The sequence below is a fragment of the Mongoliibacter ruber genome (genome assembly GCF_003003005.1).
GTDB classification, from domain to species: Bacteria; Bacteroidota; Bacteroidia; order Cytophagales; family Cyclobacteriaceae; genus Mongoliibacter; species Mongoliibacter ruber.
In genome coordinates this window covers 331596-348881 of record NZ_PVTR01000003.1, presented here as the reverse complement: position 1 = coordinate 348881, position 17286 = coordinate 331596, and the positions used below count along the sequence as shown (strand labels likewise).

13 protein-coding genes are annotated in these 17286 nt (G+C 39.7%); 9 read left to right on the top strand and 4 right to left on the bottom strand.

The features are described 5' to 3' along the window. Positions 1 to 19 precede the first annotated feature (19 nt). A complete protein-coding gene (locus tag CLW00_RS07170; RefSeq protein WP_106132973.1) occupies positions 20 to 1183 on the bottom strand; it encodes an AIR synthase related protein in 1164 nt (387 codons plus the stop codon). 171 nt (positions 1184 to 1354) lie between these two features. Here CLW00_RS07170 and CLW00_RS07165 point away from each other — a divergent pair, with 171 nt between their 5' ends. Further along, positions 1355 to 1774, top strand: coding sequence for an outer membrane insertion C- signal (locus tag CLW00_RS07165; RefSeq protein WP_106132972.1), 420 nt, complete (start codon positions 1355 to 1357; stop codon positions 1772 to 1774). A gap of 876 nt (positions 1775 to 2650) precedes the next feature. Further along, the gene (locus tag CLW00_RS07150; protein ID WP_106133083.1) at positions 2651 to 4120 is read left to right on the top strand and encodes a glycine--tRNA ligase; all 1470 of its coding nucleotides are present in this window, start codon (positions 2651 to 2653) and stop codon (positions 4118 to 4120) included. A 209-nt stretch (positions 4121 to 4329) separates the two neighbouring features. Here the strand turns inward: CLW00_RS07150 and CLW00_RS07145 are convergent, their stop codons facing one another. Further along, positions 4330 to 5259 carry a hypothetical protein gene (locus CLW00_RS07145; protein WP_146131375.1) on the bottom strand — a complete coding sequence of 310 codons (930 nt, stop codon included), beginning with the start codon at positions 5257 to 5259 and terminating at the stop codon, positions 4330 to 4332. Between the two features lie 352 nt (positions 5260 to 5611). On the opposite strand from CLW00_RS07145, the gene crtD reads away from it, so the two are divergent. Beyond that, positions 5612 to 7075, top strand: coding sequence for a 1-hydroxycarotenoid 3,4-desaturase CrtD (gene crtD / locus CLW00_RS07140; protein ID WP_106132968.1), 1464 nt, complete (start codon positions 5612 to 5614; stop codon positions 7073 to 7075). Positions 7076 to 7079: 4 nt separating this feature from the next. Here the strand turns inward: crtD and CLW00_RS07135 are convergent, their stop codons facing one another. Further along, a complete protein-coding gene (locus CLW00_RS07135; protein ID WP_106132967.1) occupies positions 7080 to 7700 on the bottom strand; it encodes a class I SAM-dependent methyltransferase in 621 nt (206 codons plus the stop codon). Further along, positions 7690 to 8586, bottom strand: a complete 897-nt coding sequence (locus CLW00_RS07130; RefSeq protein WP_106132966.1) for a patatin-like phospholipase family protein — start codon at positions 8584 to 8586, stop codon at positions 7690 to 7692. The genes CLW00_RS07135 and CLW00_RS07130 overlap by 11 nt, the downstream gene beginning before the upstream one ends. Positions 8587 to 8649: 63 nt before the next feature. Between CLW00_RS07130 and CLW00_RS07125 the strand changes: the two genes are divergently transcribed. The 6 genes from CLW00_RS07125 (at position 8650) to CLW00_RS07100 (ending at position 17225) form a co-directional block, all read left to right on the top strand. Then, positions 8650 to 9072, top strand: coding sequence for a VOC family protein (locus CLW00_RS07125; protein WP_106132965.1), 423 nt, complete (start codon positions 8650 to 8652; stop codon positions 9070 to 9072). 297 nt (positions 9073 to 9369) lie between these two features. Next, complete coding sequence (locus CLW00_RS07120; protein WP_106133082.1) at positions 9370 to 10161, top strand: alpha/beta fold hydrolase; 792 nt, start codon at positions 9370 to 9372, stop codon at positions 10159 to 10161. 20 nt (positions 10162 to 10181) lie between these two features. Then, positions 10182 to 11273, top strand: a complete 1092-nt coding sequence (locus CLW00_RS07115) for an efflux RND transporter periplasmic adaptor subunit (protein WP_106132964.1) — start codon at positions 10182 to 10184, stop codon at positions 11271 to 11273. 2 nt (positions 11274 to 11275) lie between these two features. Continuing rightward, positions 11276 to 14341: an efflux RND transporter permease subunit gene (locus CLW00_RS07110; RefSeq protein ID WP_106132963.1), complete on the top strand. Its 3066-nt coding sequence runs from the start codon at positions 11276 to 11278 to the stop codon at positions 14339 to 14341. Continuing rightward, positions 14338 to 15684 (top strand): TolC family protein, encoded by a 1347-nt coding sequence (locus CLW00_RS07105; RefSeq protein WP_106132962.1) that lies wholly within the window; start codon positions 14338 to 14340, stop codon positions 15682 to 15684. The genes CLW00_RS07110 and CLW00_RS07105 overlap by 4 nt, the downstream gene beginning before the upstream one ends. A 140-nt stretch (positions 15685 to 15824) precedes the next feature. Beyond that, positions 15825 to 17225: an MltF family protein gene (locus tag CLW00_RS07100; protein ID WP_106132961.1), complete on the top strand. Its 1401-nt coding sequence runs from the start codon at positions 15825 to 15827 to the stop codon at positions 17223 to 17225. The last annotated feature ends 61 nt before the right edge of the window (positions 17226 to 17286 follow it).

Here is a 17286-nt window from a genome sequence, read left to right as displayed (position 1 = left end):
AATGTGGTGATCTTATTTTTTAATACTCAAAAGTACCATGTGCACTTTGAATGGTTACTTTTTTGCCTTCAAAAGGCAATACCCTTCCGATTATTTTGGCTTCAATGCCCAAAGTTTCTGCAATATCGATAACCTCCTCTGCGTACCTTTCCTCAAGATATATTTCCATTCTGTGGCCCATATTGAAAACCTTATACATCTCCTTCCAATCTGTTCCGCTTTCTTCTTGAATCAATCTGAAAAGGGTAGGTGTCTCGAATAAGTTGTCTTTGACAACATGTACATTGTCTACAAAGTGTAAAACCTTAGTCTGTGCCCCACCACTACAATGAACTATGCCATGGATCTTTGACCTAAGGTATTTGAGTACATCTATCATGACAGGAGCATATGTTCTGGTCGGAGACAGCACCAATTTACCTATATCTACAGGCAATCCTGGAGCGGGGTCTGTCAAGTTGTATTTTCCGGAGTAAACCAAATCTTCAGGAACTGCAGGATCAAAACTCTCAGGGTATTTTGTTTTTAAAAGTTTGTTGAATACGTCATGCCTCGCTGAGGTCAAGCCATTACTGCCCATGCCGCCGTTGTAGTAATCTTCGTAAGTAGCTTGACCGTAAGAAGACAGTCCGACCACTACATCTCCAGATCTGATATTGTCATTGGATATCACTTCATCCCTTCTCATTCTGCAGGTTACCGTGCTGTCTACTATTACTGTCCTGACCAAATCACCGACATCAGCCGTTTCTCCTCCAGTCAGTACCACATTGACACCATGGTCTCTCAACATTTGAAGTACTTCTTCCGTGCCATTGATGATGGCCGAGACAACCTCTCCAGGAATCAGGTTTTTGTTCCTTCCGATAGTAGAGGACACTAAAATATTGTTTACAGCACCTACGCAGAGCAGGTCATCTGTATTCATGATGATTGCATCCTGTGCAATACCCTTCCATACGCTAAGATCACCTGTTTCTTTCCAGTACATGTATGCAAGAGAAGACTTGGTGCCAGCCCCATCAGCATGCATGATATTGCAGTATTCCGGATCATTGCCCAAGGTGTCTTCCACTATTTTACAAAAAGCTTTAGGAAAAAGACCCTTATCAAGTTTAGAGATGGCTTGGTGTACATCTTCTTTGGACGCGGATACGCCACGTTGCATATACCTTTCGTTCATGGGGGAGTAATTTGGCTTGGTTATATGGGAAACAAAGTTAAGGATATTGTGGGGATTGGGTGATTATGAGAGGTAAAAATGATGAGAGGATTTTGAAGGGTGGAATATGGTTGGAGGGTCTGTTTTGGCAAAGTCTTTGCAAAATGAGGGATAACCAACTATTTAATTCAAATGAAAAAGATCATTTTATTTTCCATGGCCATGATTTTAATGGTCACATTAGAGTCTCAAGCACAGATTTCGGCAGGTGTTTACAGATTGTCCTCGGCTACATTTGCCACAATAGGCACTGACCCGGATAATCAAATGTTTGGTGAAGCAAGGGTTTCTACCGGTAGCACAGTAGGTATAGAAGGAACCTTTGGATATAATTTTGTTCAGCGAGATGAAGTGAATTTTTATTCAGGGTTTCACTTGGGTACCGAAGGCGGTGATAGAGGACTCTATCTAGGAGTGCCCCTAGGAGTCTTGGTGAAGCCGTTTTCTGCCAAAAATTTCGGGTTTCTTTTGGAGGCTAGTCCCATATTTCCGGGAGAGAACAGAAGTAATTATTTTCGGGCAGGGATTGGCTTGAAATATACATTCAGGTAGTTTGGAGCCTTCTTTCGAAGTGATTGTAATTCAAAGGCCTGGGTTTGATGCAACTTTCATTCAAAATAGTTGAAATCAAAGATCAGGGAATCCTTTATTTTCAAGAAAATCGAGCCAGTTATAGAACTGTACCATATTATACTCAAAAGGCCTGTCCATTTATTTGGGCAGGCCTTTTATATGAATCTAAATTTCGGAAATAAGCTGGATTCAGTAGTCATGTATCTTTCTGTGTCTCAAAGATCAGAGTTTACTTTGCTGACTTCACAAATCGATGCACGCTGATGATTTATCTATTTACTCATTTTACGGAACAGGTAAAAGATAAGGCCTATTACTATGACGGCTATAATGATTCCGACAACGACGCCTCCTTCGAAAATAGCACCTACAACTTCACAACTAGTCAGTGATACCATCATAAGCATCATTAGGGAGAGGTTTAGTACATAACTTACTAAAGTTTGATTTTTCATAATAAAAATGGTTTGATGTATAATAAAAGTAGAGAAGTTATGCTGTAGATAAGATCAAAAATTTCTTTAATATTTACATATTTATGGCATTTCGGGTCCTTTATATTTTTTAAAAGTTCAGAAAAGGTGATGACAATTGGGTCCTCGCCATGCTGAACGGAGCCTACCTCGTGTAGGCAGGCTTGCTGAGTTGAAGCACCTCCTTCCCACCAGGTTGGGAGACCCTTCGCTTCACTCAGTGAGACGACCACTTCAAACCTGTCATTGGTAGGATATTAATTGGAGAGCAACCCTAAGTCCAATCCCATCTAAATGTTTAAACAATAAGCGAATTTTTCACTTGAAGGAAATCCTAAGCTTTAAAATTGATAACTATCCCTTTTTAGCTATTTTTGTGGCTATGGCAAAAAATGAAGCAACTGCGGAAAACGCACAATTAAAAGATATAATAGCGCACGCCAAAGAATATGGCTTTGTGTATCCTTCATCGGAGATTTATGATGGTCTTCAGGCAGTGTATGATTACGGTGCTTATGGCGTAGAGTTGAAAAATAACCTCAAGCGACTTTGGTGGGAAACCATGACCCGTCTCAATGATAATATTGTAGGGATTGACGCGTCGATTTTTATGCATCCGACGACTTGGAAGGCTTCCGGTCACGTGGATAGCTTCAATGACCCTATGATCGACAATAAGGATTCCAAAAAAAGGTATCGTGCTGATGTTTTGATCGAAGATAAAGCTGCGGCATATGAAAATGCCGGAGAAAAAGAAAGAGCTCAAGACCTTCTCAATGCTATGGTTAGGTTGTTGGAGGCCGAAGATTTGGCTGGTGTTCGTGATTTGATTATCAATGAAGAGATTAAGTGTCCTATTTCCGGCACTTCCAACTGGACTGATGTACGACAGTTTAACTTGATGTTTTCTACTCAAGTAGGCTCTGTAGCGGAAGACGCTTCCACCATTTACCTTAGACCTGAGACCGCACAGGGGATTTTTGTCAATTTCCTGAATGTTCAGAAAACTGCCCGAATGAAGGTGCCTTTTGGTATTGCACAAATCGGTAAAGCTTTTAGAAATGAAATTGTGGCCCGTCAGTTTATCTTCAGGATGCGCGAATTTGAACAAATGGAAATGCAGTTTTTTGTGCGTCCTGGTTCAGAATTGGACTGGTACAAGGAGTGGTCAGAAACCAGAATGAAATGGCACAAAGCCCTTGGTATTCCGGAAGAAAAACTCAGGAGACATGACCACGAGAAATTGGCGCACTATGCCAATGCTGCGATGGATATCGAATACCAATTCCCATTTGGGTTCAAAGAAGTGGAGGGGATACACTCCAGGACTGATTTTGATTTGAAAAGCCATCAGGAGTTTTCGAAGAAGAAGCAACAGTACTTTGATCCGGAGATCAACAAAAACTACATTCCGTTTGTGATAGAGACCTCGATAGGAGCGGACCGCTTATTTTTGATGACTTTATGCAATGCCTTTGTGGATGAAGAAGTAGAAGGCAAACAGAGAACCTATCTGAAGTTCCATCCTGCGATAGCGCCCGTAAAAGCCGCAATATTGCCTTTGACCAAAAAGGACGGTTTGCCAGAAAAAGGTAAAGAAATATTTGATGCTTTAAAATATGATTTTAATATCATTTATGAAGATTCCGGTTCTATAGGAAAACGCTACACCCGTCAGGATTTGATAGGGACGCCATACTGTATTGCTGTAGACCATCAGACCTTGGAAGACAATACTGTGACGATTAGGCATAGAGATACCACCGAACAAGAACGTGTAGCGATTGCAGACCTGCATGGCAGGTTGGCTGAGGCTTGTAGTTTTAGGAGGGTGTTTGAGAGAATGGGCTGATTGGGAATTGAAGATTGAAAAATTGAAAAATTAGGGCAAGCTGTATATGGTTTGCTCTTTTTTATTGTAAACTCATACACAATAGATAGCCTCATAAAAAGCATAAAAGCCCTGTCAAACCAAGAAGGGTTTATAAGGGCTTTTATACTATGCTTGTAATTGATTCAAAATCCATCAGGTACTACCTGATGGGTTTTGAAATTATTAATTTATCCGCTTATGCATTCAGATCTTATTGGTTGGCCGGTTAGTTTGTTGCCACCTAGATCTTTAACATTGAAAGTTGATACCAAGTTTACATTTGGATTTCCTTGGCCACAAGCTTCTGGTGTGAACCTCAATTCGAAAGTGATTTCTTCACCACAAACCAAATCACCTATCCATCTTAGCCCGCCATTAGCTCCTGCTCCAAATTCTTCATAGTTTTTGCCGTCAAGTGACTCCCAATCAGCAATTTGTGGGGTGGTGATTTGAATTTCTGCAAAATCAAGAGACGCCTTAGGCGTAAATTTGAATAATATTGTATTGTTATCATCCCCAGATCTTTCATAAGAGAAATCCTCAGGACAAAGGTCATCTGGCTCTTCTACACATATTGGGATTAACCTATATGCTGTCTCTATAGTAAGACCTGTGGCTCCTCCACCTCCACCTGCTCTGACTACTGTAAAAGACCTTTCAACCAAATCACATCCTTCCCAATCTTCAGGAAGATCAAATTCAATTGAATAACTAGTTTCACCTACAGGTACACCGTTCACAGAGGCGATTGTCGGACTCGAGCTATTGCTTGCTCCGATCGTAAAGTTGTAATAGATCTTCTCATCATCATGATATACAGAATAATCTACATAAATCTGAGGATTGTATGTCTCTCTACCTGATAATACATGATATGTTGTAGGATCATCAGGGATAATACAGAAATTCTCACATGCATCGACTTGATACACATTTAAAAAATCCATAAAGTTTGGATTCAACGCAGTCAAAGTGACACCATCTCTGTCGAGAACCTCTTGATTGAGGTTGAGATCATCAATTTCAAATGTTTCTACCTGATTGCAGGAAAACAGAACTGCAACGGTCATCAAAACGGCCAAAGCGTTTTGGAATCGGGTTATCAATAAATTTTTCATAAGTGGTTGACTAAAAAGAATAAGGTTATAAATAAAACGTACTGAAAAGTAAATAAAAAGATTTAAAAACAAAAAAATGTATACCAAATGCATTTAAAGTGAAACAAAAACATTTTTAGTCATGGTAAAAGTTTATAGTCTTTTATCATTTAAAAATATGATTTAGTAAACAGGCCAATCTTTTTATCGAAAAATTGTAAATCAAAATAATAAAATTTGCCCTTTCAATTTTTTTTGAGATTTTTTTAAGTTTTTTTCAAAGCAAGTTGAAATTTCTCTTTCAAATGCCTGTTGTCAAGACATATCTCGAAAAAAAACGAACCCTTTTTTTAGGCTTGGGTTATATTTGTCTATGAAAAGAAAAGCAATCGTCATCGGTTCAGGTATTGCAGGTATTGCAGCTGCTATCAGACTTTCAGTTAAAGGTCATCAAGTAGTTGTTTTTGAGGCGAATGCTTATCCAGGAGGTAAACTTTCCGAATTTAACCTTGGGGGATATAGATTTGATGCTGGTCCTTCCTTGTTTACGCTACCCGAAGAGATTGATCAACTTTTTACGCTATGTGGTGAAAATTCAAAAGACCACTTTGAATACCTCAAGTTGCCTGTGGCTTGCCATTACTTCTGGGAAGATGGGAAAAATCTGAAGGCATTCTCGGATATTCATCTTTTTGCAGAAGAGGTCGAGACCAAACTGGGTGAACCGGCTATTCATGTGAAAAGAGCTCTTGAGCATTCGGATTACATTTATAAGCACCTTTCGCCCTTATTTATGCATCGCTCTCTGCACAAATGGAGTACATGGACTAACCCTGAAGCCTTACGCTCATACTTGAAAATGGGTAAACTTGGTATCTTTAAGACCATGAATGCTGCCAATTCCAGTTTGTTCCAACACCCTAAACTGGTCCAGCTTTTTAATCGCTATGCGACTTATAATGGTTCTGACCCTTATCAGACTCCCGCTACCTTGAATATAATACCCCACCTTGAATTCAATATCGGTGCCTTTTTCCCGAAAAAAGGAATGCATGATATTACCCTTTCCTTGTTTAAATTAGCCAAAAGGCAAGGTGTCGAGTTTCATTTCGAGTCCAAAGTGAATGAAATCCTTGTTGATTCAGGCAAAGCGATAGGTGTAAGGGTATGCGAGGAAGAATATTTTGCTGATGTAATTATCAACAATATGGATATGGTCAATGCCTATAAGACTATTTTGAAGAAAGAAAAACAGCCTAAAAAACTTCTCAACCAACCAAAATCCAGCTCTGCTTTGATTTTTTACTGGGGAATCAAAAAGGAATTTAAAGAACTGGATTTGCACAATATTCTCTTCTCCAATGATTATAAGAGGGAGTTTGAGCATATTTTCAAATTGGGGACCATTTATGATGACCCTACTGTCTACATCAACATTACATCAGTTTACAAAAAAGATGACGCTCCCGAGGGTTGTATGAACTGGTTTACCATGATCAATGTACCCAATAATCAGGGGCAGGACTGGGATAAAATGATAGCGGAGGCGAGAGAAAAGATCATTGCCAAAATCAATAGAACTTTGAATACCGATATTGAACCTTTTATTGAGGTGGAAGAGATTCTTGAGCCGAGAACCATTGAATCCAAAACTTCCAGTGCTCAAGGTTCTTTGTATGGGAACAGCTCGAATAATAAGTACGCAGCTTTTCTGAGGCACGCAAATTTCAGTTCTGAAATCCAAAACCTATATTTCTGTGGAGGGAGTGTTCATCCAGGTGGTGGTATTCCGCTTTGCCTACTCTCGGCCAAAATTATGACTGAAATGATCGACTAACTATTCAACTCTTTTTTTCAAAAAGAAACACTCCCATTGACCTCAAACCATGCACAGTGACACTTTTGGGAGATTCGAGATAGGTTAAGTTAAAGTTTTCTAATAGTGCCCTTTCTATCTTAGACGTGAGTACAAATCGTTCTGAATCATCGGGCAAAAGGTAGACACCATCACCCAAATGGGGTGCATTGGACAATATATTGTCTCTGTCTGTGCAGGTCCTCAAAAATAAAATACCGCCAGGACGAAGGACCCGGAGCATTTCTGAAATCATCTTGAAAAAGTCCGCTTCACTCTTTGCGAAATGCGTAACAGCTGAAGAAATCACAGCATCAAAAGCTCCCTGATGAAAGGGCATATCCTGTACCATTGCACGCTGAAACCTATGGGTATCATAATCTTTTTGGATTGTACGTGCATAAGTGCGCGCCATTTGGATAGCAATAGGATCTGCATCCACCCCAAAAATCTGATAGCCTTCCTGCAAAAAATAAATGCAGTTTCTACCTTCTCCACATCCTGCGTCCAATATCTTCATTTCTTTGGTAAATCTGCCTTTAAGGATTTGATCTAAAAGGTAGATGTCAATATTTCCAAGTAAATTATTGAGTGCTTTAATGTCCACTTTCTGCTTTTTTGATTGCCTTTTTCATTTTCTTTTTTCCTATCTCTATGAGCTCTGCCGCCCTATGAAACTCCAAAGTGCCGGCTTGTTCCCTCGAGATTTCAACCAATATGTCCACATCCTGTTGCATGATGACCATTCCCGATAGTTTGTCCTGAATCAGGTCCAAGGAAAAATTGAGGATTTCTACTGAGCTGAGTCCTTTTGGTTTCTCTTCTTTTTCTTCAGAGTAAAAATAGTTCGAGAATTTCTTTTGATAGTCTGACATCCATATTGGCAATTTTAAAGAGCTCTCTTTTTTGGCTTTGACAGGAGCTGCTATAAAGGCGGATTTGGGACCATTGAGGTCTACTGCCACTAAGTATTCTCCTCGGACTGTGGGACTGATCAGGTTGAAAGGGATAGGATTGATAATACCACCATCGAGGAACTCATTTTCACCGATTTTGGCGGGGGTAAACACTGTTGGGATGGAAGCTGATGCCCTTATAGCTTCATAAAGACTCCCGGAAGTAAATATTTTTTCTTCACCATTTGGAATCTGTACAGCGTTACAAGAAAAAGGAATACTCAACTGTTCAATGTCACAGTCAGCTATAAGGTTTTTCAGTGCAGCAAAAACCTTTTCCCCTTTGATAAAACCCTTCCGTGAAATAGTGAAATCCATCAGGGAAAAGACATCTATTTTATCCAAATTACAGATCCAGTGCTTGAATATTTCCAGTTTGCCAGTTGCATAAATACCACCGACAAGAGCCCCCGCAGAACATCCAGCTATAGACACAATTTCATAGCCGGCTTCTTCCAAAGCCTCAATGGCACCAATATGGGCCATACCCCTTGCACCCCCGCTGGAAAGCACCAATGAAACAGTTTTCTTAGCCATTGATCAATTAAGTTTTAAATATCAGAAAATAGGTTGCAATTTTGCAATCCAAAAATAGACATTATGAGCCAATTTAAACCTTTTCACTTAGCATTCCCTATTAGAGACATTGAGGAAACCAGGGCCTTTTACGGAGAACTGTTGGGTTGTGAAATCGGAAGATCTACTGAAAAATGGATTGACTTTAATTTTTTTGGTCATCAATTATCAGCCCATGTCAAGCCTGAAGAGCTGCAATTAGCCAAAGCTAATGAAGTGGATGGTAAACATGTGCCCGTAAGACATTTTGGAGCGATTTTACCTTGGGAAGAGTGGCATGCTTTGGCTGATAAGCTCAAAGCTCATGGAATTGAATTCATAATTGAACCTTATATCCGCTTCAAAGGAGAAGTCGGAGAACAGGCTACCATGTTTTTTTTAGATCCGGCGGGCAATGCCTTGGAGTTTAAGTCTTTTCAGGATGCCACTCAAATTTTTGCTAAGTAGTTAGGCAAATATTTGAATTTGTATTTAAAAGGCATGATTTTAGAAATGAATTGATCATTTCGATGCAGATAATTGTCTATTTGTCAGTCTAAATAGAAATAAAGTGATTTCTTTGTGTAAAAAGTACATATCAGTGAACTGCAGTCTTGATTAGAATGCTTCTAAATTAACCGCTAAAAATCAACATCAGCCATCTATGTTTATTTCTTTTCAATGAAGAACGAAAGGGTTTAGCTTTCGGTTGAATAACTATCTACAAGATAATCAAGTTATATGCTCAGCACAAACAAAAAAGGCATGTTGTATTATAAGACATACAAACATTCTTCTAGTGAAGACTGGGTAGTATTTATACATGGAGCTGGTGGATCATCCTCAATTTGGTACAAGCAGATCAGGGAATTTAGGGAAGATTTCAATTTGCTTCTTATCGACTTGAGAGGTCATGGCAAGTCTGCCCAGTCCATCAAGAATATATGGAAGGATGAGTACACCTTTCCTGTAGTCACCAAAGATATCATTGAAGTTTTGGATCATCTTCAGATTCCTCCGGCCCACTTCCTCGGAGTCTCTCTGGGAACTATTCTTATCCGCCAACTGGCAGAGATGGAACCTCATAGAGTCAAATCCATGGTAATGGCAGGGGCGATTACCAGGTTGAATTTTACCTCAAGGCTACTTGTAATCCTTGGTAATGCCTTTAAAAGTGTAGTGCCGTATATGTGGTTGTATAGTCTTTTTGCCTGGATTATCATGCCACGTAGACATCATTCGGAATCCAGAAATCTTTTCATCAGAGAAGCCAAGCGACTTTGTCAAAAAGAATTCATCAAATGGTTTAAACTGACTAAAGATGTGAATCCTTTACTCAGGTATTTTAAGGAAAAGGATTTGCCTATTCCTACGCTTTACGTGATGGGAGAAGAGGACATTATGTTTTTGGAGCCAGTCAAAAAGATTGTGAATGAGCATAAACTTTCCTTTCTCAAAATTGTCAAAGACTGTGGTCATGTTGTAAACGTAGAACAACCCGAGGTATTCAATCAGCTTTCATTAAGTTTTCTCAAAAATCAAACTCAAACGCATTAAAATTCTTTGTTTTACCCTAGATGAAAAATCAAACCAAAATAATTCTTTCAGTCATCATCATTGCAGTGATTGCTATTATTTTTATCTATCCTCGTAAGGACCAGATTTTTGGAATCACCTCATCGGGTCCATCAGCATCACCTGGTGGTGGAGGCCAAGGTGGCAACCAACCGCTTCCCGTGAATGTCGTAGAACTTCGGCCCGAAAGACTTGAAAATAACTTAAGTGTAACCGGTACTGTACTTCCAAATGAAACTGTAAACCTTCGTCCTGAAATATCCGGACTGGTAACCAAAGTTGCTTTTAGAGAAGGGGAGTTTGTCAAAAAAGGGACGCCGCTCATATATCTCAACGATGATGAACTCCGTGCCCAATATGAAAGACTGGAATATACCAAAAAGCTATTTGAAAGTCAGGAAAACAGACAAAAGCAATTGTTGGAGAAAGAAGCGATTTCACAGGAAGAATATGATATTGTCCTCAATCAGTTCAATACAAACCTTTCTGATATGCGCTTGATAGAGGCTCAATTGACAAAAACTGTAGTACGTGCCCCTTTTGATGGGATCTTGGGATTAAGACAGATTTCTGAAGGAAGTGTCATAGGATCTACTGATGTAATAGCAAGTATAGTCAATATTGATCCGATCAAAATTGAATTTTCTATCCCCGAGAGATACGCAGGTATGGTAGAATTGGGATCTAAAATATTTTTCAGCAGTGAAGCAGGTGGCCAAGAAGTAGAAGGCACAGTGTATGCCTTCGAACCTACCATTGATGCCGGTACTAGGACCCTGAGACTTAGGGCCACTAGTCCAAATAGGGAAAGGAAATTTCTTCCTGGAATGTTTGTGCGCATAAAATTTATCCTAGGTGTGGAAGAAGATGCATTCCTGGTTCCTGCAGAGGCTGTCATTCCAGAATTAAGTGGTTATAAAGTGTATGTAGCCAATCAAGAAGGTGTAATAGAGGAAAAACAGGTATCTATAGGCATACGTACTGAAAGGGACGTGCAAATTGTCGATGGGTTGAGAGAAGGTGACCTGGTATTGACTACCGGTGTGTTGCAGGTAAGGACAGGAATGACTGTCAATTATAATAAAATCAACTGATTATGGCTGGAATTTCAACTATAAGTATCAGAAGGCCTGTTTTGGCCATGGTAATGTCCCTGGTAATTCTACTCTTTGGCGCTATTGGTATTAGTCTACTGGGTGTCAGGGAATTTCCAAGTGTGGATCCTCCAATCATCAATGTCCGGACGACTTATGTCGGTGCCAATGCCGATGTCATAGAGGCCCAGATCACAGAACCTCTTGAAGAAGCCATTAATGGTATTGCGGGTATTCGCTCATTGACTTCCACGAGTAATGACGGTACCAGTAACATCACGGTAGAATTTGATGTGGGGGCAGATTTAGAAGCAGCTGCCAACGACGTTAGGGATAAAGTCTCAGGAGCGGTCAGGAGACTTCCACCAGATACTGAACCACCCGTAGTATCAAAAGCAGATGCTGATTCACAACCTATTGTTTTCCTCAATGTACAGAGTGATAGAAGGAGTTTGTTGGAATTGTCTGATATCGGAAACAATATTTTCAAAGAAAGACTACAGACTATACCCGGTGTCAGTACTGTACAGATTTGGGGAGAAAAGCGGTATGCCATTCGATTAAGGATAGATCCTCTGAAAATGGCCTCCTATGGTATCACTCCCACAGATGTCTTGACCAAAGTACAGACTGAAAATGTGGAATTGCCATCGGGAAGAATAGAGGGATCGACGATTGAACTTTCTGTAAGGACTAAAAGTAGGCTGAATACCCCACAGGAGTTCAATGACCTTATCATAAAAGAAGATCAAAACAATATAGTCCGCTTTCAGGATATTGGAAAAGCGGAGTTGGCAGCACTTAATGAAAGGACAGTACTAAAAAGAGACGGCATCCCCATGGTAGGTGTCGTATTGGTGCCATTGCCAGGTTCCAATAACATTGAGATTGTCGATGAATTTTACAAAAGATTGGAGACCATCAAAAAAGATATCCCAGAAGACATACAATTGGGAATAGGTTTTGACTCCACCAAATTTATACGTAATTCCATTTCAGAAGTACAAGAGACCATTCTGATTGCATTTCTATTGGTAGTGTCCATCATATTCCTATTCCTAAGGGACTGGAGGACTACCTTTATACCCGTTTTGACTATTCCTATCTCATTGATTGGTGTCTTTTTCATCATGTATGTGATGGATTTTTCTATCAATGTATTGACGCTATTGGGTATAGTACTTTCCATTGGTCTAGTGGTGGATGATGCCATTGTGGTTTTGGAAAACATTTATGCAAGGATTGAAAAAGGAGAGAATCCTGAAAAAGCGGCTGAAAAAGGTGCTGAGGAGATATTTTTTGCAGTTATCGCAACTACAGTTGCCTTGGCAGCAGTATTCTTGCCAGTTATTTTCCTTACAGGTACCACAGGACGACTATTCAGGGAGTTTGGTATAGTGGTAGCAGGGGCTGTAATCATTTCCTCCTTCGTGGCATTGACCATGACGCCAATGCTTAGCTCTAAGCTTCTCAAGAGAAGGGAAAAGCAGAATGCCTTTTACAATTTCACTGAACCTGGTTTTGTTTGGTTGAATGAGAAATACAATATCTTCCTCAATGGATTCATGAAAATCAGGTGGGTTGCTTTTGTGATCATCGCAGTGATGGGTTTTGGGATATATCAGTTTTTCAATATCATCCCTACCGAACTTTCTCCTATAGAAGATAGGGGGGAAATGAGGGTAAACCTTACTGGTCCCGAAGGTGCTACTTTCAGTTACATGGATAGGGTGTTGGATGAGATGACCCAGGATTTTATGGAAAAGATTCCAGAATCAGAAAGGGAAGGTATCATTACCGTTACTTCTCCTGGTTTTGGTACAGCAAGTACCAATTCAGGATTTTTGAGGCTAATCTTGAAGGATGGAGCTGAGAGAGACCGAACGCAACAGGAAATTTTCAATCAGGTTCAGGGGATGTTGACTCAATATACCTCTGTAAGGGCATTTGCTACCCAACCACCTTCAATAGGCGATAGGAGGGCGGGCCTTCCAGTGCAGTACGTTCTTCAAGCCCCTACGATTGAAAAGCTAAAAGAAGCCATTCCTACATTTATGGAAAAAGCTAATAATAGCGAGGTGTTCAGTTTTGCCGATATCAACCTCAAGTTTACCAAACCTGAAATCGAGGTGGAAATTGATAGAGAAAAGGCAAGAAATATAGGGGTGTCTGTGCAGGAAATTGCCAGGGCGCTTCAATTATCTTACTCAGGTCAGCGCTTTGGGTATTTTATCATGAATGGTAAGCAATATGAAGTTATAGGTGAAATGCAATTGGAAGACCGCAACGAACCTGTTAATTTGAGGATGCTTTATGTAAGAGCAGAAAATGGCGAATTGATCCAGTTGGATAATTTGGTAACCATAAGAGAAAGAAGTACACCACCTCAGCTTTATCGTTTCAATAGGTTTGTAAGTGCTACAGTTTCCGCTAGTTTGGCACCGGGATATACCATTGGAGCAGGATTGGATGAGATGGATAGGATTTCGGCAGAAGTTTTGGATGAATCCTTCAGTACAGATTTGGCGGGTCTATCCAAGGAATATAGAGAGAGTTCCAATTCCTTGATTTTCGCTTTCATGTTTGCTTTAATCTTAATTTATCTGGTATTATCTGCACAGTTTGAAAGCTTCCTGGATCCATTAACCATCATGTTTACAGTACCATTGGCTTTGTTTGGTGCCCTATTCTCTTTATGGATATTTGATTTTACCCTCAATATCTTCTCCCAAATTGGTATTATCATGCTCATAGGTTTGGTAACCAAAAACGGTATCCTGATAGTCGAATTTGCCAATCAAAGAAAAGCCCAGGGCTTGACTATTGATGAAGCCATTATTGGAGCAGCTGCAGCAAGGTTTAGGCCTATTTTGATGACAAGTTTATCCACCATTCTGGGTATTTTACCTATTGCTTTGGCTCTTGGAGCAGGGGCAGAAAGTAGGGTTCCAATGGGAGTAGCAGTAATCGGAGGTCTTGCATTTGCCACCATCCTGACCTTGTTTGTGATTCCGGCAGTATATACATTCTTAACTTCTAAAAAAGGGAGATTAGCACGCGCACAATGAGAAAACTACTTTGTATACTGGCCCTATTGTGTTTTGGGCAGCAGTTTGTTTTAGCACAGGAAGAAGAAACCATTGACTTGGAAAATGCCATTTTGCTTGGCTTAAATAGGAATTTTGGCGTAAAAATCGCCACAAATGAACAAAAGATAGCTGAAAAAGAAGCCCAGATTACAAGAGGTAGCTTATTATTTCCTGTCATTGATGCCAATTTTGTTAGGAATTACACCATTGATGATGTGACGCAACTGTTTGTCAATTCTACTGAACAAAATACAATCAGTTCAGCCAAGTCAGATAATGAGAATTATTCATTAATTGCAGGATACGGATTAAGACCAGAAGCTATCTACACCATGAAAATCATGGGGAAACTGGCAGAAGTCAGCGAACTTCAAGCGAAAGTGATGGTTGAAAATACCGTTGCAGGAATAGCAACTGCATATTACCGCCTGGTACTCGAATTGCAAAGACAAAAAGTATTGGAAACGACTCTTGAACTTTCCCAATCCCGTCTTGATATTGCGCAAGCCAGGTATGAGTTGGGAGGGGCCGGTAAAAGGGATTACCTCACTGCTCAGGTCGATTATAATGCCGACCGTTCCCTTTTGGTCAACCAGGAATTGGCGATCAAAAATGCAAGGATCAATTTTAATGAAATACTGGCTTTGTCTCCTGATACCAAACTGGATGTTAATGATACCATTATTGTGGAAAACAATTTGATACTGGATAACTTGTTAGAAAATGCTTACATAAACAACAAAGAATTTTTAGTAACCCAAAGAAATGAGAATGTTGCCTATCTCAGCTTTAGAGAAGCTCAGGCGGCAAGATTACCTTTTATCAACTTTAACGCATCATATAATAATAGCACATTGGAAGCCCAAGCAGGATTTTTGCTTTTCAACCAAAGGGAAGGATTCAATTATGGATTGACAGCGGGTATCAATATTTTTAATGGATTTGCCTTAAACAGGAGAATTCAAAATGCAAAGGTTGAGCGAGTGAATGCATCGTATGCTGTTCAACAGATGGAAATTCAACTGGCTTCTGATATCCAGAGGGCATATAATATTTACAATACCAATATTCAGCTTTTGGATATTGAATATGCCAACTACCAAGTAGCTACTGAAAGTGCTGATATTGCCTTGGAACGTTTTAGGCTTGGAATTGCAGATTACTTACAATTCAGAGATGCACAAGTTAATTTGCTGACGGCACAGGACAGGTTGATTACCGCCCTCTATAACATTAAAGAAATGGAAATTGAACTGCTGAGGTTGTCAGGTAGGATTTATTATCAAAATGGCACGCAAGAATTTTCACTCAATACAAGATAAATTCACCACAACGATATTTGAAAGCCTTCCATCTAATGGGAGGCTTTTTTGCTTTAAACTGGCATATATAAGACTTTGGTATATAATTTGTTAAGGGTGATGATTGATTCACCTTGTCCTTAGTATTGGACACAAACTGAATGAAAAAAGCCTTTACAATTACATTATATTTACTTGTTTTTACCCTTTTTGGTGTGCAATGCACTTTTTTTGAAAAAGAAAAAAAGCAGGAAAATTATTGGGAAAACCCAGTTCCTCTTGATTTGGAAGAAATCGTCAAAAGAGGTTATATCAGGGCGATAGTGGATAATTCCTCTACCAGCTACTATATCTACAGAGGGAGGAGAATGGGCTATGAATTTGAAATGCTCCGAAACTTTGCCTCAAATCTCGGCGTCAGGTTACACTTGATTGTGAAGTCTGATATTGATGAAGCTTTTTATTTGCTCAACAAGGGGAAGGCCGATATCATCGCCATGAATTTGGAAGTCACTGAGGAGAGACAAAAATTTGCCCAATTTACCGAGCCTCTAGGTCAGATGGGAACTGTGTTGGTCCAAAGAAAACAACCTAGCAAAATTGATAGTGTAGAAAAACTTGAAAATAAGGTCATTCATATTAGAAAAGATGCTGTCTACAAGGCTCAATTATGCGAATTGCAGAAGGCCCATGGCATTTCTTTTTCTGTTTTAGAAGAAAAAGGAGATAGTGAAAACTTCGTGCAGAAGGTTGTCAAAAAAGAAATCGACTATACCATTGTAGATAGGGTAGTAGGTTTGGTGAACGCGACCTATTATGACAATTTGGACGTTTCCTTGGAAATCAGCCCTAAATCAGATGTAGCCTGGGCAGTGAGAACCAATGCACCTGATCTTCAAAAGTCAATCAATGAATGGATTGGCCAAAAAAATAAAAGTGGTTACATCAACATGATGTATGCCAAGTACTTCCAAAATTCCAAAAACAGTTATTTCAGAAGTAACAGTCCTTTTTCCTCTTTAGCAGGAAACAATATATCACCTTTTGATGGCCTGATTCAGAAAGGAGCCGAAACATTGGGTTGGGATTGGAGACTTTTGGCTTCATTGGTTTACAAAGAATCCAGGTTTGATACAGCAGCCACTTCCTATGCGGGAGCAGTAGGTTTGCTACAGTTGATGCCGGTAACGCTAGAAAGGTTTGGTGTAGAAGATCCTAATGATCCCCTTCAGAGTTTGATGGGTGGCGTGAATTACCTTCGATACTTGGATAAGTTCTGGAGGGAGAGAGTTCCTGAAAGTAATGAGAGAATCAAAGTAATATTGGCTTCTTATAATATCGGCCATGGTCACGTGGAAGATGCTTGGAAACTTGCCGTCAAGTATGGCAAAAACGCACAAAATTGGGAAAGTATCTCACATTTTCTGAAGCTGAAATCAGACCCTGAATATTATAGAGATCCAATTGTGAACCTCGGTTTTGCTAAAGGTCACTTGGCAGTAAATTATGTGGATGACATTATGATTTTGTATGACTCTTATAGGGTGTTGATTGAGCCATGAAGTATTTGATATTAGTGGATATTTACTCCGTGATACTGATGGATATTTGATTGAAATTCGG